The organism is Streptomyces ruber (assembly GCF_014648075.1).
Classification (GTDB): domain Bacteria; phylum Actinomycetota; class Actinomycetes; order Streptomycetales; family Streptomycetaceae; genus Streptomyces; species Streptomyces ruber.
Genome location: NZ_BMQK01000004.1, coordinates 506890 through 531377 on the forward strand (window position 1 = coordinate 506890; position 24488 = coordinate 531377).

Annotated in this window: 22 protein-coding genes; 19 read left to right on the plus strand and 3 right to left on the minus strand. The window is 72.4% G+C overall.

Annotated elements, in window-relative coordinates:
- Window positions 1-77: 77 nt before the first annotated feature.
- The 9 genes from hrcA (at window position 78) to IEZ04_RS13600 (ending at window position 11008) form a co-directional block, all read left to right on the plus strand.
- Window positions 78-1094, plus strand: coding sequence for a heat-inducible transcriptional repressor HrcA (gene hrcA, locus IEZ04_RS13560; protein WP_189217035.1), 1017 nt, complete (start codon window positions 78-80; stop codon window positions 1092-1094).
- Entirely contained in the window at window positions 1095-2234 is a 1140-nt protein-coding gene (dnaJ, locus tag IEZ04_RS13565; RefSeq protein WP_189217036.1) for a molecular chaperone DnaJ, read from the plus strand.
- A gap of 135 nt (window positions 2235-2369) precedes the next feature.
- Window positions 2370-3470: a nitronate monooxygenase gene (locus IEZ04_RS13570; RefSeq protein WP_189217037.1), complete on the plus strand. Its 1101-nt coding sequence runs from the start codon at window positions 2370-2372 to the stop codon at window positions 3468-3470.
- Complete coding sequence (locus IEZ04_RS13575; protein ID WP_189217038.1) at window positions 3467-4207, plus strand: 16S rRNA (uracil(1498)-N(3))-methyltransferase; 741 nt, start codon at window positions 3467-3469, stop codon at window positions 4205-4207. The genes IEZ04_RS13570 and IEZ04_RS13575 overlap by 4 nt, the downstream gene beginning before the upstream one ends.
- Before the next feature lie 301 nt (window positions 4208-4508).
- The gene (locus IEZ04_RS13580; protein WP_189217039.1) at window positions 4509-5258 is read left to right on the plus strand and encodes a hypothetical protein; all 750 of its coding nucleotides are present in this window, start codon (window positions 4509-4511) and stop codon (window positions 5256-5258) included.
- 74 nt (window positions 5259-5332) lie between these two features.
- On the plus strand, window positions 5333-8590 hold the full coding sequence (locus tag IEZ04_RS13585) for a S41 family peptidase (RefSeq protein WP_189217040.1): 3258 nt from the start codon (window positions 5333-5335) through the stop codon (window positions 8588-8590).
- 86 nt (window positions 8591-8676) lie between these two features.
- A complete protein-coding gene (locus IEZ04_RS13590) occupies window positions 8677-9039 on the plus strand; it encodes a histidine triad nucleotide-binding protein (RefSeq protein WP_189217041.1) in 363 nt (120 codons plus the stop codon).
- 6 nt (window positions 9040-9045) lie between these two features.
- Window positions 9046-9954: a ribonuclease Z gene (locus tag IEZ04_RS13595; RefSeq protein WP_189217042.1), complete on the plus strand. Its 909-nt coding sequence runs from the start codon at window positions 9046-9048 to the stop codon at window positions 9952-9954.
- Between the two features lie 61 nt (window positions 9955-10015).
- Complete coding sequence (locus IEZ04_RS13600; protein ID WP_189217043.1) at window positions 10016-11008, plus strand: adenosine deaminase; 993 nt, start codon at window positions 10016-10018, stop codon at window positions 11006-11008.
- A 21-nt stretch (window positions 11009-11029) separates the two neighbouring features.
- Here IEZ04_RS13600 and IEZ04_RS13605 read toward each other — a convergent pair whose 3' ends face one another.
- Window positions 11030-12244: an MFS transporter gene (locus tag IEZ04_RS13605; protein WP_229821022.1), complete on the minus strand. Its 1215-nt coding sequence runs from the start codon at window positions 12242-12244 to the stop codon at window positions 11030-11032.
- Window positions 12245-12583: 339 nt separating this feature from the next.
- On the opposite strand from IEZ04_RS13605, the gene IEZ04_RS13610 reads away from it, so the two are divergent.
- From IEZ04_RS13610 to IEZ04_RS13640, 7 genes are all read left to right on the plus strand, one after another.
- Window positions 12584-13738, plus strand: coding sequence for a carbohydrate kinase family protein (locus tag IEZ04_RS13610; protein WP_189217044.1), 1155 nt, complete (start codon window positions 12584-12586; stop codon window positions 13736-13738).
- Between the two features lie 186 nt (window positions 13739-13924).
- A complete protein-coding gene (locus IEZ04_RS13615; protein WP_189217045.1) occupies window positions 13925-14992 on the plus strand; it encodes a PhoH family protein in 1068 nt (355 codons plus the stop codon).
- A 13-nt stretch (window positions 14993-15005) separates the two neighbouring features.
- Window positions 15006-15503, plus strand: a complete 498-nt coding sequence (gene ybeY, locus IEZ04_RS13620) for an rRNA maturation RNase YbeY (RefSeq protein ID WP_189217046.1) — start codon at window positions 15006-15008, stop codon at window positions 15501-15503.
- Window positions 15500-16810, plus strand: a complete 1311-nt coding sequence (locus IEZ04_RS13625) for a hemolysin family protein (RefSeq protein ID WP_189217047.1) — start codon at window positions 15500-15502, stop codon at window positions 16808-16810. The genes ybeY and IEZ04_RS13625 overlap by 4 nt, the downstream gene beginning before the upstream one ends.
- Entirely contained in the window at window positions 16807-17166 is a 360-nt protein-coding gene (locus IEZ04_RS13630) for an MmcQ/YjbR family DNA-binding protein (protein WP_189217048.1), read from the plus strand. Before IEZ04_RS13625 ends, IEZ04_RS13630 begins: the two co-directional genes overlap by 4 nt.
- 46 nt (window positions 17167-17212) lie before the next feature.
- Window positions 17213-17566 (plus strand): cytidine deaminase-like protein, encoded by a 354-nt coding sequence (locus IEZ04_RS13635; protein WP_189217049.1) that lies wholly within the window; start codon window positions 17213-17215, stop codon window positions 17564-17566.
- Window positions 17567-17637: 71 nt separating this feature from the next.
- Window positions 17638-18666, plus strand: a complete 1029-nt coding sequence (locus IEZ04_RS13640; RefSeq protein ID WP_189217050.1) for a GTPase Era — start codon at window positions 17638-17640, stop codon at window positions 18664-18666.
- 58 nt (window positions 18667-18724) lie between these two features.
- Here IEZ04_RS13640 and IEZ04_RS13645 read toward each other — a convergent pair whose 3' ends face one another.
- Window positions 18725-18991, minus strand: coding sequence for a protealysin inhibitor emfourin (locus IEZ04_RS13645; RefSeq protein ID WP_189217051.1), 267 nt, complete (start codon window positions 18989-18991; stop codon window positions 18725-18727).
- 33 nt (window positions 18992-19024) lie between these two features.
- Entirely contained in the window at window positions 19025-20122 is a 1098-nt protein-coding gene (locus tag IEZ04_RS13650) for a M4 family metallopeptidase (protein WP_189217052.1), read from the minus strand.
- A gap of 355 nt (window positions 20123-20477) precedes the next feature.
- On the opposite strand from IEZ04_RS13650, the gene leuA reads away from it, so the two are divergent.
- From leuA to IEZ04_RS13665, 3 genes are all read left to right on the plus strand, one after another.
- The gene (gene leuA, locus IEZ04_RS13655) at window positions 20478-22208 is read left to right on the plus strand and encodes a 2-isopropylmalate synthase (protein WP_189217053.1); all 1731 of its coding nucleotides are present in this window, start codon (window positions 20478-20480) and stop codon (window positions 22206-22208) included.
- Window positions 22209-22392: 184 nt separating this feature from the next.
- The gene (locus IEZ04_RS13660) at window positions 22393-23145 is read left to right on the plus strand and encodes a TerB family tellurite resistance protein (RefSeq protein WP_373296298.1); all 753 of its coding nucleotides are present in this window, start codon (window positions 22393-22395) and stop codon (window positions 23143-23145) included.
- A 128-nt stretch (window positions 23146-23273) separates the two neighbouring features.
- Complete coding sequence (locus tag IEZ04_RS13665; RefSeq protein WP_189217055.1) at window positions 23274-24479, plus strand: sialidase family protein; 1206 nt, start codon at window positions 23274-23276, stop codon at window positions 24477-24479.
- Window positions 24480-24488 lie beyond the last annotated feature (9 nt).

Consider the following 24488-nt stretch of genomic DNA (forward strand, 5'->3'; position numbering starts at 1 on the left):
ATAGGAATGCTGGCACTCACCCGGGAGGAGTGCCAAAGGGGACGAGCCGCGGGACGGACGATCTGGAGGTGTGCGCGATGCTCAACGAACGCAGGCTCGAAGTGCTGCGCGCCATCGTCCAGGACTACGTCGGCACCGAGGAGCCGGTGGGCTCCAAGGCGCTCACCGAGCGGCACAAGCTCGGTGTCTCCCCGGCCACCGTCCGCAACGACATGGCGGCCCTCGAGGAGGAGGGCTACATCGCCCAGCCGCACACCAGTGCCGGGCGCATCCCCACCGACAAGGGCTACCGCCTCTTCGTCGACAAACTCGCCGCCGTCAAGCCGCTCAGCTCGCCCGAGCGCCGCGCCATCCACAACTTCCTGGAGGGCGCCGTCGACCTGGACGACGTCGTCGCCCGGACCGTACGGCTGCTCGCGCAGCTCACCCGGCAGGTCGCCGTCGTGCAGTACCCGTCGCTCACGCGGTCCACGGTGCGCCACGTCGAACTGCTGTCGCTGGCCCCCGCGCGCGTGATGCTCGTGCTGATCACGGACACGGGCCGGGTGGAGCAGCGGATGATCGACTGCCCGGCGCCGTTCGGAGAAACGTCACTCGCGGATCTGCGCGCCCGGCTCAACAGCCGGGTCGCCGGCCGCCGTTTCGCGGACGTGCCCCCTCTGGTGCAGGATCTGCCGGAGGCGTTCGAGGCCGAGGATCGCGGTACCGTCTCGACTGTCCTCTCCACCCTGCTGGAGACACTCGTCGAGGAGACCGAGGAACGGCTGATGATCGGCGGCACCGCCAATCTGACCCGCTTCGCGCACGACTTCCCGCTCACCATCCGGCCGGTGCTGGAGGCGCTGGAGGAGCAGGTGGTCCTGCTGAAGCTGCTCGGTGAGGCGAAGGACTCGGGCATGACCGTGCGCATCGGTCATGAGAACGCCCACGAGGGACTCAACTCCACGTCCGTGGTCTCGGTGGGCTACGGTTCGGGCGGCGAGGCAGTAGCAAAACTCGGCGTGGTCGGACCGACCCGCATGGACTATCCGGGAACGATGGGAGCAGTACGAGCGGTGGCACGTTACGTCGGACAGATCCTGGCGGAGTCGTAAGTGGCCACGGACTACTACGCCGTGCTCGGCGTGCGCCGCGACGCTTCCCAGGACGAGATCAAGAAGGCGTTCCGGAGGCTCGCGCGCGAGCTGCACCCGGACGTCAACCCCGATCCGAAGACCCAGGAGCGGTTCAAGGAGATCAACGCCGCCTACGAGGTGCTCTCGGATCCGCAGAAGAAGCAGGTCTACGACCTCGGCGGCGACCCGCTGTCCCAGGCGGGCGGCGGCGGTGGCGCGGGCGGCTTCGGCGCCGGCGGCTTCGGCAACTTCTCGGACATCATGGACGCCTTCTTCGGCACGGCGTCCCAGCGCGGCCCGCGCTCGCGCACCCGGCGCGGCCAGGACGCGATGATCCGGCTGGAGGTCGAGCTCGACGAGGCGGCCTTCGGCACGACCAAGGACATCCAGGTCGACACCGCGACCGTCTGCGCCACCTGCAACGGCGAGGGTGCGGCTCCGGGCACGTCCGCCCAGACCTGTGACATGTGCCGCGGCCGCGGTGAGGTCTCGCAGGTCACCCGGTCCTTCCTGGGCCAGGTCATGACGTCCCGCCCGTGCCCGCAGTGCCAGGGCTTCGGCACCGTCGTCCCCACCCCGTGCCCCGAGTGCGCGGGCGACGGACGCGTACGGTCCCGCCGCACCCTCACGGTGAAGATCCCGGCCGGTGTCGACAACGGCACCCGCATCCAGCTCGCGGGCGAGGGCGAGGTCGGCCCCGGCGGCGGCCCCGCCGGCGACCTGTACGTGGAGATCCACGAGCTGCCGCACCCGGTCTTCCAGCGGCGCGGCGACGACCTGCACTGCACGGTCACCATCCCGATGACCGCGGCGGCGCTCGGCACGAAGGTCCCGCTGGAGACGCTCGACGGCATGGAGGAGGTCGACATCCGCCCGGGCACCCAGTCCGGCCAGTCGATCCCGCTGCACGGGCGCGGCGTGACCCATCTGCGGGGCGGCGGCCGCGGTGACCTCATCGTGCACGTCGAGGTGACGACGCCGACCAAGCTCGACCCGGAGCAGGAGCGGCTGCTGCGCGAGCTGGCGAAGCTGCGTGGCGAGGAGCGGCCCACGGGGCAGTTCCAGCCCGGGCAGCAGGGGCTGTTCTCGCGGTTGAAGGACGCGTTCAACGGGCGCTGAGCGTTTCGCCGGGGTTCGCGTTCCGTCCGCGGGTCCGTCGTGGCTGGGCGCCCAGTTCTCCGCGCCCCCTGCGGGGCGCGGGCCGAGGCCCCACCGCGATTCGGCCGTGACCCGGTGGCATGGCACGATGCGGGCATGGCCTTGGCACTGAGCGATCTTCTCCGGTACCCGATCGTGCAGGCTCCCATGGCGGGCGGCGTCTCCGTCCCGGGGCTCGCCGCCGCCGTGTCCGGGGCGGGCGGGCTCGGGTTCCTCGCCGCCGGGTTCAAGACCGCCGACGGCATGTACCAGGAGATCAAGCAGCTGCGCGGGCTCACGGACCGCCCCTTCGGGGTGAACGTCTTCATGCCGCAGCCCGAGGACCACACCGACCCCGCCGCCGTCGAGGTGTACGCCGAGCAGCTCGCGGGCGAGGCGTCCTGGTACGGGACCGAGCTGGGCGACCCGGGCTGCGGCGGCCGCGACGACGGCTACGAGGCCAAGCTCGCCGTCCTCCTCGACGATCCGGTCCCGGCCGTCTCCTTCCACTTCGGCTGCCCGGCCCCCGACGTGATCGGTGCCCTCGCCGCCAAGGGCACCCGCACTCTCGTCACCGCCACCACGCCCGACGAGGCGCGGGCCGTGGAGCTGGCGGGCGCCCACGCGGTGATCGTGCAGGGCGTCGAGGCCGGCGGTCACCAGGGCACCCACCGCGACGACCCCGAACGGGACGGCGCGGGCATCGGACTGCTCGCCCTGATCGCCCAGGTCCGCGAGGCGGTGGCGCTGCCGATCGTCGCGGCCGGCGGCCTGATGCGGGGCGGCCAGATCGCCGCGGTCCTCGCGGCCGGGGCGAGCGCCGCCCAGCTCGGCACGGCGTTCCTCGCCACGCCCGAGTCGGGCGCCCACGCCCTGCACAAACAGGCGCTGACCGACCCCCTGTTCGCCCGCACGGAGCTGACACGCGCCTTCACCGGGCGCCCGGCCCGCGGGCTGGTCAACCGCTTCGTGCGCGAGCACGGCCGGTACGCGCCGACGGGCTACCCCCAGGTGCACCACCTGACCTCCGGGTTGCGCGCGGCGGCGGCCCGGGCGGGTGACGCGCAGGGCATGTCGCTGTGGGCGGGGCAGGGGCACCGGCTGGCGCGGGAGCTGCCCGCGGGAGAGCTGGTGGAGGTACTGATGAGTGAACTGGCCGCGGCGGCGACGGCGTTGTCGGGACGTACGGACGACACAGTGGGAGGAGACGCCCGATGACCGCGCCGGTGTTCGTGGTGGACCGACTGGACGGCATGGGGCCCGAGTTCGTGCTCGACGGCCCCGAGGGACGGCACGCGGTGTCCGTGAAGCGGCTGCGCCCCGGCGAGGAAGTGGTCCTCACGGACGGGCGCGGGCGGTGGACCGAGGGCGTGGTGAAGGCGGCCGAGGGCAAGGACCGCCTCATCGTGACGGACCTGGGCGCCCTCCAGGAGGAGGCCCCGGCGACGCCCCGTATCACGGTCGTCCAGGCGCTGCCCAAGGGCGACCGGGGCGAGCTGGCCGTCGAGACGATGACCGAGGTCGGCGTGGACGCGATCGTCCCCTGGGCCGCCGCGCGCTGCATCACGCAGTGGAAGGGCGAGCGCGGGGCGAAGGCGCTCGCCAAGTGGCGCGCGACGGCCCGTGAGGCCGGTAAGCAGTCCCGCCGGGTCCGCTTCCCGGAGGTGGCGGACGGGGCGACGGCCAAGCAGGTGGCGGCACTGCTCGCGGAGGCGGACTTCGCGGCCGTCCTGCACGAGAGCGGCGACGCGCCGCTCGCCACCGCCGAACTGCCCGCCGCGGGCGACATCGTGCTGGTCGTCGGCCCCGAAGGGGGCGTCTCGCCGGAGGAGCTGGCGTTGTTCACGGAGGCGGGCGCGGGGGCCTACCGGCTCGGGCACAGCGTCCTGCGCACCTCGACCGCCGGCACCGCGGCGGCGGCGCTGCTGCTGGGCCGTACCGGCCGCTGGTCCTGAGCCGGTGCTCCCGAAAGATTCGGTCGCGCACCGAAGTGGTTGCTGCTGCGCGGCTGACCGGCCGTGTTCCGCTCCCGTCGTGGGACGGGAGGGTACGTCGGGGACGGGGGAGCGTGCCCGGGAGGGCTATGCGTGACCGCTTGCCGTCTATCGCCGGGAGCGGTGCGGTGGGAAGCTGCCATGTATGGGTATGGGGGCATTGAGGCAAGAATGGCACCGCTTGGGCGGGCGTCGAATGCTACTGGGGATAGCTTTCGGGGTGGGGGCCGTCGTCGGTGTCGCCGCGTGTGATCCCGACGGGATGGACACCGCCAACGTGACCTACACGACCGAGCGCACCGGGACTCTGACCCTGGAGGAGCAGGGTTACGACGTGCAGTGGATCACCTGCACGTCGGCGTACGACAGGAAGAACGACGACGGCAACGGCGACCGCAACGGCGACGGCGACCGGAACTACGGCTCTGACGACAACGACCAGTACGGCGCGCGGGCGATGCGGCAGGACGACGACCGGTCGTCGGACCATGGCAGCGTCCGGCACGTCGACTGCAAGGGCGAGACCACCGACGGTGAGCGCATCCGCATCTACGGCGTGGTGAACCGTGAGATCGACCGCAGGTGCGTGCGCGGTGACCTGACGGCCGAGGTCGGCGACAGGCGGGTGTTCAGCGCGGACGTGCTGGGCGACTGCGAATACTCCGACAACAACGGAAACGGCAACGGAAACGGCAAGGACACCCCGCCCGCCAAAGACGACAACAACGGCGACAACAACGGCGACAACAACGGCGACAACAAAGGCGACAACGAAGGCGATCACGGCGACGACTGCGATCGCCATGACGACAACGGTGACCACTGGAACAACGACGGTGACCACCACAAAGACAACGGTGACCACTGGAACAACGACGGTGACCACCACAAAGACAACGGTGACCACTGGAACGACAACGGTGACCACCACAAAGACAACGGTGACCACTGGAAGGACAACGCCGACCACCGCGACGACTGCGACTGCCCCGACGACCACAAGGGCAAGTGACGTCCCGGCCCCCGCGGGCACTGATCGCGCGGCACCCTCTCCCGCAGACGCCTGACGCTGCTTAGAGTGACCGGGTGACAGAACCCGCAGCCACCGCAGCCACCGTCTCATCGGCATCCCCGGCGTACTTCCGGTTCCCGCACCTGCGCGGCGAGTTCGTCGCCTTCACCGCCGAGGACGACGTCTGGGTCGCGCCCCTCGGCGGTGGCCGGGCCTGGCGGGTCAGCGCCGACCAGGTTCCGGTCGACCACCCGCGCATCTCGCCCGACGGCACCGCCGTGGCCTGGACGTCCACCCGCGACGGCGCGCCCGAGGTGCACGTCGCGCCCCTCGACGGCGGGCCGTCCAGGCGGCTGACGTACTGGGGGAGTTGGCGGACCCAGGTGCGGGGCTGGACCCCCGACGGGCAGGTCCTCGCCATCAGCACCCAGGGACAGGCGAGCCTGCGCCGCAGCTGGGCACGTGCGGTCCCGCTGGACGGCGGGCCGGCCGGCACCCTGCCGTACGGCCCCGTCGGCGACGTCGCGTACGGACCGCGCACCGTGCTGCTGTCCGCGACCATGGGCCGCGAGGCCGCCTGGTGGAAGCGCTACCGGGGCGGCACGGCGGGCAAGCTGTGGATCGAGCGGAGCACCGAGGGCGCCGCGGGCGAGGCCGGCGCCGGGGAGTTCGTACGGCTGCACGCGGAGCTGGACGGGAACATCGAATACCCGTTCTGGGTCGGCGACCGCATCGCCTTCCTGTCCGACCACGAGGGCGTGGGCGCCCTGTACTCCTCACTCGCGGACGGGTCGGACCTGCGCCGGCACACACCGGTCGATTCCTTCTACGCCCGCCACGCCTCCACCGACGGCACCCGCGTCGTGTACGCGTCGGCCGGTGAGCTGTGGATCCTCGACGACCTGGACGGCGCCGAGCCCCGGCGGCTGGACGTCCGGCTCGGCGGGCAGCGCACCGACCTGCAGCCGTACACCGTGAACGCGGGCCGGTGGTTCGGGACCGCCTCGCCCGACCACACCGGGCGGGGCAGCGCCGTCTCCGTGCGCGGCGGCGTCCACTGGATCACCCACCGCTCGGGGCCCGCGCGCGCCCTCGCCGCCGAGCACGGCGTACGCGCGCGGCTGCCCCGTACCTTCCGGGCGGAGGGCGAGGAGTGGGCGGTGTGGGTGACGGACGCGGAGGGCGACGACGCACTGGAGTTCGCCCCGGCGACCGGTGTCGCACCCGGCGCCACCCCGCGCCGGCTCGCCGCGGGGCGCCTGGGCCGCGTCCTGGGGCTCGCCATGGCCCCGGACGGCAGCCGGGCCGCCGTCGCCTCCCACGACGGACGCGTCCTGCTCGTCGAGCGGGAGAGCGGGGAGGTGCGGGAGGTCGACAGCAGCGAGGACGGCGAGGTGACGGGGCTGGTCTTCTCGCCCGACTCCGCCTGGCTGGCCTGGTCGCACCCCGGTCCCCGCCTGCTGCGCCACCTCAAGCTCGCCAACACCGCCGACCTGTCGGTGACCGAGGCGACCCCGCTGCGTTTCCGGGACTACTCGCCCGCGTTCACGCTGGACGGCAAGCATCTGGTGTTCCTGTCGGCGCGGTCCTTCGACCCGGTCTACGACGAGCACGTCTTCGACCTGGCGTTCGTGGGCGGTTCCCGGCCGCACCTGATCACACTCGCCGCCACCACCCCGTCCCCCTTCGGGCCGCAGCGCCACGGGCGCCCCTTCGACGCGCCCGACAAGGAGGAGACCCCCGACAGCGAGGGCGCCCCCGCGACCCGTATCGACCTCGAAGGGCTCGCCGACCGGATCGTGCCGTTCCCCGTCGAGGCCGCGCGCTACACGACCCTCAGAGCGGCCAAGGACGGGGTGCTGTGGCTGCGGCACCCGGTGCGCGGCGTGCTCGGCCACGCCCGGGCGACCCCGGACGCGTCGGAGCCGGGGGCCGTCCTCGAGCGGTACGACCTCGTCCAGCGGCGCACGGAGTACCTCGCCGCCGACGCGGAGCACTTCGCGGTCAGCGGTGACGGCAAGCGGGTGCTGCTGTGGACCGACGGCCGGCTCAAGGTCGTGCCCAGCGACCGGCGGGCCGCGAGCGACGAGGACAGCGACACCAACATCACCGTGGACCTGTCGCGGATCCGGCAGACCGTCGACCCGGCCGCCGAGTGGCGCCAGATGTACGACGAGACCGGCCGCGTCATGCGGGACAACTTCTGGCGGCCCGACCTCGGCGGCACCGACTGGGCGGGCGTCCTGGACCGCTACCGGCCGCTGGTCGACCGGATCGCCACCCACGACGACCTGGTCGACCTGCTGTGGGAGGTGCAGGGCGAGCTCGGCACCTCGCACGCGTACGTCACCCCGCGCGGCGGGGGCGGCTGGGGCGAGCGGCGGCAGGGACTGCTCGGCGCCGACATCTCCCGGCACGAGGACGGCAGCTGGCGCATCGACCGGATCCTGCCGTCGGAGACGTCCGACCCGGAGGCGCAGGCACCGCTCGCCGCGCCCGGGGTGGCCGTGCGCGCCGGGGACGCGATCGTCGCCGTCGGCGGCCGGCCGGTCGACCCGGTGACCGGGCCGGGCCCGCTGCTCGTCGGTACGGCGGGCAAGCCGGTCGAGCTGACGGTGCTGCCCGCGGGCGGCGGCGACGCGCGGCACACGGTCGTCGTCCCCGTCGCCGACGAGGAGCCGCTGCGCTACCACGCCTGGGTCGCGGACCGGCGCGCCTACGTGCACGAGAAGTCCGGCGGCCGGCTCGGCTATCTGCACGTCCCCGACATGCAGGCGCCAGGCTGGGCCCAGATCCACCGCGACCTGCGCGTCGAGGTGGCCCGGGAGGGCCTGGTCGTGGACGTCCGCGAGAACCGCGGCGGGCACACCTCCCAGCTCGTCGTGGAGAAGCTGGCGCGCCGCATCGTCGGCTGGAACCGGCCGCGCGGGATGCGTCCGTACAGCTATCCGCAGGACGCGCCGCGCGGGCCGATGGTCGCCGTCGCCAACGAGTTCTCCGGCTCCGACGGGGACATCGTGAACGCCGCGATCAAGGCGCTCGGCATCGGTCCCGTGGTGGGCACGCGCACCTGGGGCGGGGTGGTCGGCATCGACAGCCGCTACCGGCTGGTCGACGGCACGCTCGTCACCCAGCCGAAGTACGCCTTCTGGCTGGAGGGTTACGGGTGGGACGTGGAGAACCACGGTGTCGACCCGGACGTCGTGGTCGTACAGGCGCCGCACGACCACGCCGCCGGACGTGACGTCCAGCTCGACGAGGCGGTCCGGATCGCGCTGGAGGCACTGACCCACACACCGGCGAAGACGCCGCCGGCGGTACCGGAGCTCTAGATGCGGGCAGCTGCAGGTGCGGGCGGCACGGCGACGGCCGTTACGATGCCCTCGTCAACGATCAACCAGCGTGAGGAGGCACCCGCATGGCGGAGGAGTCGGCAGGCGCGCAGGACGACTGCCTGTTCTGCAAGATCGTGGCGGGACAGGTCCCGGCGACGGTCGTCCGCGAGACGGACACGACCCTCGCGTTCCGGGACATCAATCCGCAGGCGCCCACCCACGTCCTGGTGATCCCCAAGGCGCACCACAAGGACGCGGCCGCGCTCGCCGCCGCCGACCCGGCGCTCGCGGCGGACGTGCTGCGCGAGACCCGGGCCGTCGCGGAGGACGAGAAGCTGGACAGCTACCGCATCGTGTTCAACACGGGCAGCGACGCCGGCCAGACCGTCTTCCACACCCACGCGCACGTCCTCGGCGGGCGCGGCCTGCAGTGGCCCCCCGGGTAAGTCCTCGTGTCCGTACGTGAACTGGTGGTCCTCGGCACCGCCAGCCAGGTCCCGACCCGGCACCGCAACCACAACGGGTACGTGCTGCGCTGGGACGGCGAGGGCATCATGTTCGACCCCGGCGAGGGCACGCAGCGGCAGATGCTGCGCGCCGGGGTCGCCGCCCACGACCTGCACCGGATCTGCGTCACGCACTTCCACGGGGACCACTCCCTGGGCCTCGCCGGAGTGATCCAGCGGATCAACCTCGACCGCGTCCCGCACGACGTCACCGCGCACTACCCGCGCTCCGGGCAGCGGTTCTTCGACCGGCTGCGGTACGCCACCGCGTACCGCGAGACCGTGGAGCTGACCGAGGCGCCGGTCGCGGGGGGCGGCGGCGTGCTCGCGAAGACCTCGGCGTACACGCTGGAGGCGCGCAAGCTGTCCCACCCGGTCGAGTCGTACGGCTACCGGCTGACCGAGCCGGACGGGCGGCGCATGCTGCCGGAGCGGCTGGCGGCGCACGGGATCAAGGGGCCGGACATCGGGCGCATCCAGCGCGAGGGCGCCCTCGGCGGTGTCCCGCTCGCCGAGGTGAGCGAGGTGCGGCGCGGGCAGCGGTTCGCCTTCGTCATGGACACCCGGCTGTGCGAGGGCGTGCACGCCCTCGCCGAGGGCTGCGACATGCTCGTCATCGAGTCCACCTTCCTCGACGAGGACGAGGAACTGGCCGTCGAGCACGGCCATCTGACGGCTGGTCAGGCGGCGCGGGCGGCGCGCGACGCGGGCGTGCGGCACCTGGTGCTGACGCACTTCAGCCAGCGCTACACCGAGCCGGAGGAGTTCGAGCGACAGGCCCGGGCGGCGGGGTACGAGGGGGAGCTGACCGTGGCGCGCGACCTGCTGCGGGTGCCGGTGCCGAAGCGGCGGTGACCTGCTCTTCGAGCAGCGGGCCGTTTTCGATGTGGTGGGTCGATCGCCGTACGATGCTCTGATGCCCGTACCGAAAGCCGAACTGCACCTCCACATCGAAGGCACCCTGGAGCCCGAGCTGGCCTTCGCGCTCGCCGCGCGCAACGGCGTCGAACTGCCGTACGCCGACACGGACGCCCTGCGCCACGCGTACCGGTTCGAGGACCTGCAGTCCTTCCTGAACCTGTACTACGAGCTCATGGCGGTCCTGCGCACGGAAGCGGACTTCGCCGACCTGGCCGACGCCTACCTCGCCCGCGCCGCCGCCCAGGGCGTCCGGCACGCCGAGATCTTCTTCGACCCGCAGGCCCACACCGCGCGCGGGGTGGCGCTGGGCACCGTGGTGGAAGGGCTGTGGCGGGCCCTCGGCCGCAGCGAGGAGACGCACGGGATCTCCACCCAGCTGATCATGTGCTTCCTGCGCGACGAGTCCGCGGAGTCGGCGCTGGAGACGCTCCGGGCCGCCGAGCCGTACCTCGACCGGATCGTGGGCGTCGGACTCGACTCCGCCGAGGTCGGTCACCCGCCGGCGAAGTTCCGCGAGGTGTACGAGGCGGCCGCCGCCCTCGGTCTCCGGCGGGTGGCCCACGCCGGTGAGGAGGGGCCGCCCGCCTACATCACGGAGGCCCTGGACGTGCTCGGCGTGGAGCGCGTCGACCACGGGCTGCGGTGCATGGAGGACCCCGCGCTGGTGGAGCGGCTGGTGCGGGAGCGGGTGCCGCTGACGCTGTGCCCGCTGTCCAACGTACGGCTGCGGACCGTCGGCACCCTGGCGGAGCACCCGCTGCCCGCGATGCTGGACGCCGGGCTGCTGTGCACGGTCAACTCCGACGACCCGGCGTACTTCGGCGGGTACGCGGGGGACAACTTCGACGCGGTCCGCGAGGCCCTCGGACTCGGCGAGGAGCGGTTGCGCGAACTCGCCCGCAACTCCTTCGTCGCGTCCTTCCTGGAGCACGACGAGGAGCGGCGGGCGAGGTACCTGGCCGAGGTGGAGGCGTACGACTTCCGGTGACGCGGTAGCGCGTCACCCCGGTCAGGCGGCGGGCTCGTAGTCGTGCCCGGCGGCGGCCGTCGGGTGGGCCGCCGGGCGGACGGCGGTGCCGAGGTCCGTGCTCCTGGCGGGCGTGGTGCGCAGCGCGACGGCCGTCATCGGTACGGCGACCACCAGCAGGCCCGCCGCGAGGACCAGTCCCATCACCGGGTAGCCCGCCTGCGCGGACAGCAGGCTGCCGGTGAGCGGGCCGCACGCCGTGCCGAGCGAGGAGGCGGAGCCCACCAGGACCGCCCAGCGGCCGCGCGCGTCGAGCGAGGCGCCCAGCGCGAGCACGTACGACAGCACCACCGGGTAGAACGTGTTCCAGGCGATCTCGCCGGCGGCGAAGCTCACCAGGTCGGTCGCGGCGGCGCTCACCGCGATGCACCCGGCGATGACCGCCGTGCCGGCGCCGATGGGCAGGGCCCGGCCGAAGCGCGGGCCGAGCGCGCCCGCGCCGATGACGCCGAGCAGTCCGCCGCCCAGTGCCGCGGCGAGGACCACACCGACCGTGACCTCGGACAGACCCGCCTGCTCCAGGCCGATGCGGCTGCTGACCCCCCAGAGGGAGTTCTGCGCGAGGGACCAGCAGAACACGGCGGCGGCGAGGGCGAGTCCGGCACCCGGACGGGGCAGCCGGGCCCGGCCGCGCGATGCGTGGTCGCCGTGGTGGACCCGGTCCGGCGCGGCGAGCCGCCCGGTCGCCGGCCACACCGCGAGCGCGGTGAGCGCGATCGCGGCCAGGGGCAGGCCGTGGCCCGGACCGAGGTGGGGGACCGTCAGGTAGAGGGCGCCCGCGAGGGCGGAGACGCAGAGCAGACCCAGGGTGGTGATCCGGTGCGGGTCCCGCTGGGCGGCGATGCCCGTGGCGGCGACGGCGGTGGCGGTGCCCGAGCCGAACCCGCCGAGCACCGCGCCCACGACGACGGCGGGGACGCTGTCGGTGAGGGCGGCCCCGCCGTAGCCGAGGGCGGCGAGCGTGAGACCGACGCGGGCGACGGTGCGGGGGCCGAAGCGGTCGACCCGCGAGGCGAGCAGGAAGCCCGCCGACGCCGACCCCATCAGCAGCGCGCTGCCGACGGCTCCCGCCTGGGTGGCGCTGAGCGGGAGGGACGCGTCGAGCCGGCCGACGGTGGTGGGGAGCAGGTAGGGGGCGAGATACCCGGCCGTGAAAAGGGCGACGAGGGGCCAGGGCAGGGCGGAGCGGGGGGACACGGGCGTTCCTGAGCAGGCGAAGGTGCCACGTGAGCACGGGGGGAAGAGGGGCCGCGGCTGTCGACGGACAGGGGCGCGCGGCCAATTTGTATCAAGCGCGCGGTCGGTCGAAGAAACGCGCGAGCTGTGATCTGGGGCACATATTGTTTGGTGTCGACGCCATCGGGTAGCAACGTCGCCCTTCGAGAGTCGTCCGGCGGTGCCCGCACCCACCGGACACCCATCGCACACCCACCGCACACCCACCCGAGGAGCCACCCCGGCTCGATCCGCACCGTCCTGTCGGACCCTTGGTGCACACTGGCCTGATCCGCACCACGTCAGGCCAGGGAGCACACCGTGACCGCGTCCGAAGGGAAGCGACCGGACAGCCGGCTAGAGACCGGTTTCCACCCGAGTCACCAGTGCCGCCGGGGAGATCCGCTCGCCGGGCTGCGCACACCGGACGATCCGCCGTGGGACGTCTACCTGACCGGCACCGTGTTCCTCGACATCATCTTCACCGGCCTCGACTGCGCCCCGGTCCGCGGCACCGAGTCCTGGGCGCGCGGCATGGGCTCCAGCCCCGGCGGCGTCGCGAACATGGCGACCGCGCTGGCCCGGCTCGGCCTGCGCACGTCCCTCGCGGCGGCCTTCGGGGACGACCACTACGGGGAGTACTGCTGGGACACCCTGGAGCACGACGAGGGCATCGACCTCTCCCCCTCCCGCACCGTCCCCCACTGGCACTCCCCGGTCACCGTCTCCATGGCGTACGAGGGCGAGCGCACGATGGTCTCGCACGGCCACGAGCCGCCCCCGGAGGAGCCCGCCCCGGACTGTCCGCCGCGCGCCCGCGCCGCCGTCGCCTCCCTGGTGCCCGGCGTCCGTGCCCCCTGGATCGCCCAGGCGGCGAGCGAGGGCACCCGGATCTTCGCGGACGTCGGCTGGGACGAGACCGGCCGCTGGGACCTGGCGGGCCTCGCCGACCTGGCGCACTGCGAGGCCTTCCTCCCCAACGCGGAGGAGGCCATGCGCTACACCCGCGCCGACTGCCCCCGCGCCGCCGCCCACGCCCTCACCGACCACGTGCCGCTCGCCGTGGTCACCCTCGGCGCGGAGGGGGCGTACGCGGTGGACGCCCGCACCGGCGAGAGCGCCGAGGTGCCCGCCATCGCCGTCGAGGCGCTGGACCCCACGGGCGCGGGCGACGTCTTCGTGGCGGGTTTCGTCACCGGCACACTGGCCGGCTGGCCGCTCGCGGACCGGCTCGCCTTCGCCGGTCTGACCGCCGCGCTCTCGGTCCAGGAGTTCGGCGGGTCCCTCTCGGCGCCGGGCTGGGCGGAGATCGCCGCCTGGTGGCGCCGGGTGCAGTCGCTCGACGCCCAGGACCCGGCGGCGCTGCGCCGGTACGCGTTCCTCGACGACCTGCTGCGTGCGCTGCCGGAGCAGCGGACCGCTCCCTGGCCACTGCGCAGAGCCGTTCCGACGGTCGGCTTCCGCCGGTCCGCGTGACACCCGCGCGGCTCCCGGGTGTCACCCGGCCGCCGTCCGGCCGCCACCTCCGCGCCCGTGCCGGGTCCCGCGCCGAAAAGTCCTACGGCGATGTCGGCCACCCGGCGTACCCTGGAATGCGCCAGGCCGCCCCTGAGGCGGGCGACACGCATCGAGGAGGACGAGCAAGGCCTACAGAGCCGGCCCATGACTCAGACACCCACAGCTCACACCCCCGCGCAGCAGGCGAGGGCCCGGTTCACCGTTCCGGCCGCGCACCCCATGGTGACCGTGCTGGGGTCCGGAGACCGCCTCCTGCGCGCGGTCGAGAAGGCCTTCCCGGCGGTCGACATCCATGTCCGGGGCAATGAGATCAGCGCCGTGGGCGACGCCTCCGAGGTGGCCCTCGTCCAGCGCCTGTTCGACGAGATGATGCTGGTGCTCCGCACCGGACAGCCGATGACGGAGGACGCAGTGGAACGCTCGATCGCCATGCTCAGGGCGAGCGAGAACGGGGAGAGCGACGGCCAGGAGACCCCGGCCGAGGTGCTCACGCAGAACATCCTGTCCTCGCGTGGCCGCACCATCCGCCCCAAGACGCTCAACCAGAAGCGCTACGTCGACGCCATCGACAAGCACACGATCGTCTTCGGCATCGGCCCCGCCGGCACCGGCAAGACCTACCTGGCCATGGCGAAGGCCGTCCAGGCCCTCCAGTCCAAGCAGGTCAACCGCATCATCCTGACCCGCCCGGCGGTGGAGGCCGGAGAGCGCCTGGGCTTCCTGCCCGGCACCCTCTACGAGAAGATCGACCCCTACCTGCGCCCGCTGTACGACGCGCTGCACGACATGCTCGACCCCGACTCGATCCCGCGGCTGATGGCGGCGGGGACCATCGAGGTCGCGCCGCTCGCGTACATGCGCGGCCGCACGCTCAACGACGCCTTCATCATCCTGGACGAGGCCCAGAACACGAGCCCCGAGCAGATGAAGATGTTCCTCACCCGCCTCGGCTTCGACTCGAAGATCGTGATCACGGGTGACGTGACGCAGGTCGACCTGCCGTCCGGCACCAAGTCGGGTCTGCGCCAGGTCCAGGAGATCCTGGAGGGCGTCGAGGACGTCCACTTCTCGCGCCTGTCGTCCCAGGACGTCGTCCGGCACAAGCTGGTGGGCCGTATCGTCGACGCCTACGACAAGTACGACACCAAGCACGGAACCGAGAACGGCGCGCACAAGGGCCGGGGCCGGTCCGGGCAACACAAGGGGAAGTAGACCGAGCAGCACCATGTCGATCGACGTCAACAACGAGTCCGGCACCGAGGTCGACGAGCAGGCGATCCTCGACATCGCCCGCTACGCGCTCACGCGGATGCGCATCCACCCGCTCTCCGAGCTCTCGGTGATCGTCGTGGACGCCGACGCCATGGAGCAGCTCCACATCCAGTGGATGGACCTGCCCGGCCCGACGGACGTGATGTCCTTCCCGATGGACGAACTCCGACCGCCGTCCAAGGACGACGACGAGCCGCCGCAGGGCCTCCTCGGCGACATCGTGCTCTGCCCCGAGGTCGCCGCCAAGCAGGGCGCCGAGGCGCCGACGCGGCACTCCATGGACGCGGAGCTCCAGCTCCTCACCGTCCACGGAGTGCTGCACCTCCTCGGGTACGACCACGAGGAGCCCGACGAGAAGGCCGAGATGTTCGGTCTGCAGGCCGCCATCGTGGACGGCTGGCGCGCGGAGAAGGGCCTGACCGGCCCGTCCCCGGCCCCGACCGTGTCATGAGCGCCTCCCTGCTGATCGGCGCCGTCGCCCTGGTCGTCGTCGCCTGGCTCGCCGCCAGCGCCGAGGCGGGCCTCGCGCGCGTCTCCAGCTTCCGCGCCGAGGAGGCCGTACGGTCCGGGCGGCGCGGCAGCGCCAAGCTCGCCCAGGTCGCGGCGGACCCGACCCGCTACCTGAACGTGGCGCTGCTCGTCCGCGTCGCCTGCGAGATGGCGGCCGCCGCCCTCGTCACGTACGGCTGCCTGCGGGCGTTCGAGGTGACCTGGGAGGCCCTGGCGGTCGCGATAGGCGTCATGGTCCTCGTCAGCTATGTCGCGGTGGGCGTCTCGCCGCGCACCATCGGCCGCCAGCACCCGTTGAACACGGCGACGGCGGCCGCGTACGTGCTGGTGCCGCTCGCCCGCATCATGGGCCCGATCCCGCCGCTGCTGATCCTCATCGGCAACGCCCTCACCCCGGGCAAGGGATTCCGTCACGGCCCGTTCGCCTCCGAGGCGGAGCTGCGCGCGATGGTCGACTTCGCGGAGAAGGAGTCGCTGATCGAGGCCGAGGAGCGCCGCATGGTGCACTCGGTGTTCGAACTCGGCGACACCCTCGTGCGCGAGGTCATGGTGCCGCGTACGGACCTCGTCGTCATCGAGCGCTACAAGACGATCCGCCAGGCCCTCAGCCTCGCCCTGCGCTCCGGTTTCTCCCGCATACCCGTCACCGGGGACAGCGAGGACGACATCGTCGGCATCGTCTACCTCAAGGACCTCGCCCGCAAGACGCACATCAGCCGGGACGCCGAGTCCGAGCTGGTGTCCACGGCGATGCGGCCCGCCGCCTTCGTCCCCGACACCAAGAACGCGGGCGACCTGCTGCGCGAGATGCAGCAGGAGCGCAACCACGTCGCCGTCGTCATCGACGAGTACGGCGGCACCGCGGGCATCGTCACCATCGAGGACATCCTCGAGGAGATCGTCGGCGAGATCACCGACGAGTACGACCGCGAGCTGCCGCCCGTGGAGGAGCTGGGCGAGGACCGCTACCGGGTCACGGCCCGCCTCGACATCGGCGACCTCGGCGAGCTGTACGGCGTGGAGGCGTACGACGACGAGGACGTCGAGACGGTCGGCGGGCTGCTCGCCAAGGCGCTCGGCCGGGTGCCGATCGCCGGCGCCTCCTCGGTCGTGCCCCTGCCGGACGGCCGGGAGCTGAGGCTCACGGCGGAGGCCGCCGCCGGCCGCCGCAACAAGGTCGTCACGGTGCTGGTGGAGCCGATCGGTCCCGCGGACCCGCCGGTGGACGAGGAGCCGAAACCCGAGTGACCCCCCAGGAGCTGCGCGCCCTCTGCCTGTCCTTCGACGCCGCCGTGGAGGACTTCCCGTTCGACCCGGAGATCTCGGTCTTCAAGGTGCTGGGCAAGCTCTTCGCCCTGACGGACCTGGACGCGCGGCCCCTGAAGGTCAACCTCAAGTGCGACCCGGACGACGCCGTCCGGCTCCGCGCGGAGCACCCCGGCCTGATCGTCCCCGGCTGGCACATGAACAAGCGCCACTGGAACACGGTCACGGCCGACGGGGGGCTCCCGGACCGGCTGGTCCGGGAGCTCGTGGAGGACTCCTACGACCTGGTGGTGGCGGGCCTGCCGCGCGCGCAGCGGCTCCGGCTGGACCGGCCCTGACCCCACCGGTTCCGGCCCTTTCCGGCGGGCTCCGTATGCTTCGGGCATGACCGACAGCAGCGCGCTCGACCCCGAGGACCGCAAGATCGTCACCCTGGCCCGTTCGGCCCGGGCCCGCAACGGCGTGCCCGAGGGCGCGGCCGTACGGGACGAGACCGGCCGTACGTACGTGGCCGGGACCGTCGGCCTGGACTCGCTGAAGCTGAGCGCGCTGCGCACGGCCGTCGCGATGGCCGTGGCGTCCGGGGCGAGGTCACTGGAGGCGGCGGCCGTGGTCACGGAGTCGGAGACCGTCCCGGCCGAGGACGTGGCGGCGGTACGGGACCTCGGCGGCGCGGGGACCCCGGTCCTGGTGGCCGGGCTCGACGGCGAGGTACGGACGACGCTGACGGAGGGCTGATCCGGCGGGTCGGTCCGGCGGCCGCGGCCGTGCGTGCGGCGGGGCTCCGGCGATCAGGGAGAATGGGCCCTATGAGCGTGCGTACCCAGTCATCCGGGCCGTCCGAGCCGTCGCGGCCCCCGGAGCCCTCCGAAGCCGCCCACCGGGCCGGCTTCGCCTGCTTCGTGGGCCGCCCCAACGCGGGCAAGTCCACCCTCACGAACGCTCTGGTCGGGCAGAAGGTGGCCATCACCTCCAACCGGCCGCAGACGACACGGCACACGGTGCGCGGCATCGTGCACCGGCCCGACGCGCAGTTGATCCTGGTGGACACGCCGGGGCTGCACAAGCCGCGCACGCTGCTCGGCGAGCGGCTGAACGACGTGGTGCGCACCACCTGGGCGGAGGTCGACGTGATCGGCTTCTGTCTGCCCGCGGACCAGAAGATAGGGCCGGGCGACCGCTTCATCGCGGGCGAGCTCGCGGGGATCAAGAAGACCCCCAAGGTCGCCATCGTGACCAAGACGGACCTCGTCGATTCCAAGACCCTGGCCGAGCAGCTGATCGCGATCGACCAGCTCGGCAAGGAGCTGGGCATCACCTGGGCGGAGATCGTCCCGGTCTCCGCGACCGCCGCGGAAGGGGCGGGACGTAGTCCCTCGAACAAGGGCGGTGGTGGGCGAAGGGCCGGCCAGGTGGACCTCCTCGCCGACCTGCTGATCCCGATGCTCCCCGAGAGCCCGCCGCTCTACCCCGAGGGCGACCTCACCGACGAGCCCGAGCAGGTCATGGTGGCGGAGCTGATCCGCGAGGCCGCGCTGGAGGGCGTCCGCGACGAGCTCCCGCACTCCATCGCGGTGGTCGTCGAGGAGATGCTGCCCCGCGAGGACCGTCCCGCGGACAAGCCCCTCCTGGACATCCACGCCAACGTCTACATCGAGCGCCCCAGCCAGAAGGGCATCATCATCGGCCCCAAGGGCAAGCGCCTGAAGGACGTCGGCATCAAGTCCCGCAAACAGATCGAGGCGCTGCTCGGTACGCCGGTCTTCCTGGATCTGCACGTCAAGGTGGCGAAGGACTGGCAGCGGGACCCGAAGCAGTTGCGGAAGCTGGGGTTCTGAGGCCCTGGCTCCGGTCTCCGTCCCGGTCCCGGCAGCGGGGTCCCGTGCAGGGGCCCCGTCACGCCCCTGCCTTCAGCACCCGTGAGATCAGCGTCCGCTGCTCCTCCGTGAGCCGGGGGTCCGCGGCGTACACCGTCCTCCCGTCCACGGTGATCTGGTAGCTGAAGCCGTCCGGCACCCCTATCGGCGGCGTGCCCCGGCCGGCGGCGAGCGCCTTCTCGGCCAGGGCCTGCCACTCCTGGGCGTCGGCGCGGCCCGAGGTGTCCACCTCGGCGTACCGCTCGATACCCGCGAACCCGCCCGTGCGCCTCACTTGAATCCGCATGGGTCCCTGTCTAGTACGCCGGCTCCGCCGCGGCTACGACGCCCGGGTCTTTTCCGGCGTCTCCTGGACACGCACCTTCACCTGTTCCCATGCCTTCAGCACGGCCTGGAGCTCCTCGCCCTCGCCGTAGCGGGCGCGAGCGGCGGAGACGGTCAGTGCGGCGAAGTCGGCGAACAGGGCCTGCGCCTTCAGCTCGCCGCCCGTCAGCACGTCGTACCAGATCTGCCCGGCCCGTTCCCAGGCGTGCCCGCCGAGCGCGGTCGCGACCAGGTGGAAGGCGTGGTTGGGGATACCGGAGTTGATGTGCACGCCGCCGTTGTCGCGGCCGGTGCGCACGTAGTCGTCCATCGTCGCCGGTTGCGGGTCCTTGCCGAGCACGTCGTCGTCGTACGCCGTGCCCGGGGCCTTCATGGAGCGCAGGGCCACGCCGGTGACGCGCGGGGCGAGCAGGCCCGCGCCGATCAGCCAGTCGGCCTCCTGGGCGGTCTGGCCGAGCGTGTACTGCTTGATCAGCGAGCCGAAGACGTCCGAGAGCGACTCGTTGAGCGCGCCGGGCTGGCCGAAGTAGGTGAGGTTGGCCGTGTACTGGGTGACGCCGTGCGTCAGTTCGTGGCCGATGACGTCGACCGGGATGGTGAAGTCGAGGAAGATCTCGCCGTCACCGTCGCCGAACACCATCTGTTCGCCGTTCCAGAAGGCGTTGTTGTAGTCCTCGCCGAAGTGCACCGTGGCGTTCAGGGGGAGGCCCTCGCCGTTGATCGAGTTGCGCGCGTACGCCTTCAGGAACAGCTCGAAGGTGGCGCCGAGCCCGGCGTAGGCACGGTTCACGGTGGCGTCCCGGCCCGGCTCGGAGCCCTCGCCGCGCACCTTCTCGCCGGGGAGTTCCTGCTGGTGCCCGGCGTCGTACACGGTGCGGTTCGGCTGGTCCTCGGGGAGGTCCGCGGCGCGGGCGAGGGCGGGGGCGCCGAGGACCGTGGTCAGCCGGCGACGGGTCCGCTCGTACGCGTCGCGCTCCAGGGTGCGGCGGGCGGCTCTGGCGAGCGCGGGGTCCTCGGCGCCGGCCAGGGCGTCGAGGACGTGGGGCGGCACGATGGTGCAGAAGACGGGCTCATGGCCTCGATTTCCGGTCATGCCCCGTAGATTTGCACTGAGTGACGACAATGTCACTACGTGCAACCTTGATTGGTGAAATGCCGGGAAACTGAAGGTCCGTCCTTCGGTTCCTGTGGTAAGGAATGCGGCGTCGCGTATACACCGTCTGTCGCTTGGTGTGCCCTTGACCCCGTATGTCACCGGCGTCCCGCATACTGAAACGGGCCATCCTGCGGAGCGAGGCTCGGCTAGGCTGCGGAGCACCATGTGTTTCGGGCTGCTTCTCCTTAGCTGCCGCGGCGAGGGCCTGTAGTCGAAGGCCGACCCCCTCCCCGCGGAGTCTGGCGTTGCGCCGTCGGCCGTCCTACCGGACACTCTGAGGAGCCCACGCACCATGGCGAACCGCCAGCAGCCCACCTCGATGCCGATCCACAAGTACCGCCCGTACGACCAGGTCGAGATCCCCGACCGCACCTGGCCGGACAAGAGGATCACCAAGGCCCCGCGCTGGCTCTCCACCGATCTGCGCGACGGCAACCAGGCCCTGATCGACCCCATGTCGCCCGCGCGCAAGCGCGAGATGTTCGACCTGCTGGTCAAGATGGGCTACAAGGAGATCGAGGTCGGCTTCCCCGCCTCCGGCCAGACCGACCACGACTTCGTACGGTCGATCATCGAGGAGCCCGGCGCCATCCCCGAGGACGTCACGATCTCCGTGCTGACGCAGGCCCGCGAGGACCTGATCGAGCGGACCGTGGAGTCGCTGAAGGGCGCCCGCCGCGCCACCGTCCACCTCTACAACGCCACGGCCCCGGTCTTCCGCCGGGTGGTCTTCCGCGGCTCCAGGGACGACATCAGGCAGATCGCCGTGGACGGCACCCGCCTGGTGGTCGAGTACGCGGAGAAGCTGCTGGGCCCCGAGACGCACTTCGGCTACCAGTACAGCCCCGAGATCTTCACCGACACCGAGCTGGACTTCGCGCTGGAGGTCTGCGAGTCGGTGATGGACGTCTGGCAGCCCGGTCCGGACCGCGAGATCATCCTCAACCTGCCGGCCACCGTGGAGCGCTCGACGCCGTCCACGCACGCGGACCGCTTCGAGTGGATGAGCCGCAACCTCTCCCGCCGCGAGTTCGTCTGTCTGTCGGCCCATCCGCACAACGACCGCGGCACCGCCGTCGCCGCCGCCGAGCTGGCCGTGATGGCCGGCGCCGACCGCGTCGAGGGCTGCCTGTTCGGGCAGGGCGAGCGCACCGGCAACGTCGACCTGGTCACCCTGGGCATGAACCTGTTCTCCCAGGGCGTCGACCCGCAGATCGACTTCTCCGACATCGACGAGATCCGCCGCACCGCCGAGTACTGCAACCAGATGGAGGTCCACCCGCGCCACCCGTACGTGGGCGACCTGGTCTACACGTCCTTCTCCGGCTCCCACCAGGACGCCATCAAGAAGGGCTTCGACGCCATGCAGGCCGACGCGAAGGAGCGCGGCGTCACGGTCGACGACATCGAGTGGGCCGTGCCGTACCTGCCCATCGACCCCAAGGACGTGGGCCGCTCCTACGAGGCCGTCATCCGCGTCAACTCCCAGTCCGGCAAGGGCGGTATCGCGTACGTCCTGAAGAACGACCACAAGCTGGACCTGCCGCGCCGGATGCAGATCGAGTTCTCGAAGATCATCCAGGCGAAGACGGACGCGGAGGGCGGCGAGGTCACGCCGAAGGACATCTGGGCGGTCTTCCAGGACGAGTACCTGCCGAACCCGGACAACCCCTGGGGCCGTATCCAGGTACGGAAGGGCCAGACCACCACCGACACGGACGGCGTGGACACCCTCACCGTCGAGGCCGAGGTGGACGGCGTGGAGACCACGCTGGTCGGCTCCGGCAACGGCCCCATCTCGGCGTTCTTCCATGCCCTGCAGGGCATCGGCATCGACGCCCGCCTGCTGGACTACCAGGAGCACACGATGAGCGAGGGCGCGTCCGCGTCGGCCGCCTCGTACATCGAGCTCGCGATCGACGGAACGGTCCTGTGGGGCGTCGGCATAGACGCGAACACGACACGCGCGTCGCTGAAGGCCGCCGTCTCCGCGGTCAACCGCGCCGGCCGCCGGGCCGCCTGACCGGGCTCTTCACGGTCCCGCCCGCCCTGGACGGCGGGCGGGACCACGTCGTCGACCGGCCGATACCGGCCAAGTGTTCGCCACATCACGAACGGGTCTCTTCCGGAATGCTGACTCCGCCTCAACAATGTGGCTAACATCACCAGGCGCGGCGACGGAGCCGCGGCCGCGACGGAGGTGCGACGTGCTGCCAGGACGGGGACGGTACGGCCGGGACGACCGCGAGGGCCGTACGCCGCGCGCACCGGGTTTCGGTACGAGGAGCCGCGCGATGCTCCGCCTGAGGCGCGTCGCCGGCACCCGCACCGCGTGGTCGGCCGTCGGCGACGGCGAGTTCTTCTGCCCCGGCTGCGGGGGTGACCGCAACTACGAGCGCCTCCTGGGCCGGCGCCGCTTCGCCGTCGCGGGGGTCCCCCTCGTCCGGCGCGGGGAGACCGGCCCGGTGGTGGAGTGCGCGGCCTGCCGCCGCCACTACGGCACCGACGCCCTGGACCACCCCACCACGACCCGCTTCTCGGCCATGCTGCGCGACGCCGTGCACACGGTCGCGCTGGCCGTCCTCGCGGCAGGCAGCCCCTGTGCCCCCGCCTCCCTCACGACCGCCGCGGGCGCGGTGCGCTCCGCCGGCTTCGACGACTGCACCGAGGACCAGCTCGGCGCGCTCGTCGCGGCCCTCGCCGCCGACACCGGCCGCGTCCTCGGCGAGCCCTGCGGGGCGGGCCTCGCCATAGAGCTGCACGAGGCGCTGGACCCGCTGGCCCCGCACCTCGCCGCCGTGGGCCGTGAGTCCATCCTCCTCCAGGGCGCCCGCATCGCCCTGGCCGACGGCCCGTACACCCCGGCCGAGCGCGACGTGCTGGCCACCGTGGGCGCCGCCCTCACCATCGGCGGGGACGACGTGGACCGGCTGCTCCGGGCGGCGCGGACGCCTTCCTGACGCTCCGTCACCTCGGCACGGTTCGGCGGAAATTCGCAGCGTTTGCTGTGACGTGAGGAATTGCCGTGTCTCGGGAGGAGGCATTAGGTTCCCTGGGCATCCGATGTCCCACTCGCAGGGGAGCAGCCTTGTCCACCAGGAGCCGTACGGTCGTGGCGGTCGTCGCCGCGGGAGTGCTCACCGCCGTCGCCGTCCAGGTCAAGGCCGGAGCGGACCAGGCCGAGCCGGCGTCCGCGCGCAAGTGCACGTCCTCCGTGCCGTACACGGCGGGTGAGTCCGGCTACGCCTCGTACCGCGTCCCGGCCGTGGTCAGGACCGGAAAGGGCACGGTGCTCGCCTTCGCCGAGGGCCGGCGCGACAGCGCGGGGGACACCGGGAACATCGACGTGGTGCTCCGGCGGTCCACCGACGGCGGCTGCACCTGGGGGCGGCAGCAGGTGGTGACGGCGGGCGAGGGCGACACCCGGGGCAACCCGGCACCCGTGGTGGACCCGGAGACCGGCCGGGTCGTGCTGCTCACCAGCTACAACAGCGGTGAGGTGACCGAGGCGGAGATCATGCGCGGCGAGGTCACGCCCGAGCAGAGCCGCCGCGTGTTCGTACAGACGAGCCGTGACGACGGCCGCAGCTTCGGCGCCCCGCGCGAGATCACGCACCGGGCGAAGCAGGACGACTGGCGCTGGTACGCGACCGGCCCCGGCCACGCCGTCGCGGTCACCGAGGGCCCGCACGCCGGCCGCCTGGTCGTCCCCGCGAACCACTCCGCCGCGCCCCCGGCCGGCTCGGCGGACACCGGCCAGGAGGCCAAGTACTACGGCGCCCACTCCCTCTACTCCGACGACGGCGGCCGGACCTGGGACATCGGCTTCGTCGACGACTCGTACGACGGCGTGGACAACAGCAACGAGAGCACGGCGGCCGAACTGTCCGACGGGCGGCTGTACTTCAGCGCCCGCGACCAGAACGGCACGAGCGCGGGCAACCGCCTCGACTCCTACTCCAGCGACGGCGGCGAGAGCCTGGACCGCCCGTACACCGTCCAGACCGGCCTGAACGACATGCCGGTCGTCCAGGGCAGCGTCCTCCAGGTGCCGGGCGGGCCGCTGCTCCACTCCGGCCCGTCCGACCCGGCCGCCCGCCGGTCCATGGCCGTCTGGCGCAGCGACGACGCGGGGCGGACCTACACGAAGGCCACGACCCTGTCCACGCAGCCGGCCGCCTACTCCGACCTGGTCGCGCTGGGCAGCGGCCGGGTGGGCATCCTGTTCGAGACCGGGGCCGCGCGGCCGTACGAGCGGATCGAGTTCCGGCGGCTGGCGGTCGGGGACCTGTAGGCCCCGCCG

Coding starts and splice junctions, on each gene's coding strand:
- IEZ04_RS13580 (WP_189217039.1), top strand. CDS start 4,509: ATGGACACCGCCAACGTGACCTACACGACCGAGCGCACCGGGACTCTG.
- IEZ04_RS13575 (WP_189217038.1), top strand. CDS start 3,467: ATGACCGCGCCGGTGTTCGTGGTGGACCGACTGGACGGCATGGGGCCC.
- IEZ04_RS13625 (WP_189217047.1), top strand. CDS start 15,500: ATGAGCGCCTCCCTGCTGATCGGCGCCGTCGCCCTGGTCGTCGTCGCC.
- IEZ04_RS13600 (WP_189217043.1), top strand. CDS start 10,016: ATGCCCGTACCGAAAGCCGAACTGCACCTCCACATCGAAGGCACCCTG.
- IEZ04_RS13570 (WP_189217037.1), top strand. CDS start 2,370: ATGGCCTTGGCACTGAGCGATCTTCTCCGGTACCCGATCGTGCAGGCT.
- hrcA (WP_189217035.1), top strand. CDS start 78: ATGCTCAACGAACGCAGGCTCGAAGTGCTGCGCGCCATCGTCCAGGAC.
- IEZ04_RS13590 (WP_189217041.1), top strand. CDS start 8,677: ATGGCGGAGGAGTCGGCAGGCGCGCAGGACGACTGCCTGTTCTGCAAG.
- IEZ04_RS13635 (WP_189217049.1), top strand. CDS start 17,213: ATGACCGACAGCAGCGCGCTCGACCCCGAGGACCGCAAGATCGTCACC.
- IEZ04_RS13640 (WP_189217050.1), top strand. CDS start 17,638: ATGAGCGTGCGTACCCAGTCATCCGGGCCGTCCGAGCCGTCGCGGCCC.
- IEZ04_RS13615 (WP_189217045.1), top strand. CDS start 13,925: ATGACTCAGACACCCACAGCTCACACCCCCGCGCAGCAGGCGAGGGCC.
- ybeY (WP_189217046.1), top strand. CDS start 15,006: ATGTCGATCGACGTCAACAACGAGTCCGGCACCGAGGTCGACGAGCAG.
- IEZ04_RS13645 (WP_189217051.1), bottom strand. CDS start 18,991: ATGCGGATTCAAGTGAGGCGCACGGGCGGGTTCGCGGGTATCGAGCGG.
- leuA (WP_189217053.1), top strand. CDS start 20,478: ATGGCGAACCGCCAGCAGCCCACCTCGATGCCGATCCACAAGTACCGC.
- IEZ04_RS13650 (WP_189217052.1), bottom strand. CDS start 20,122: ATGACCGGAAATCGAGGCCATGAGCCCGTCTTCTGCACCATCGTGCCG.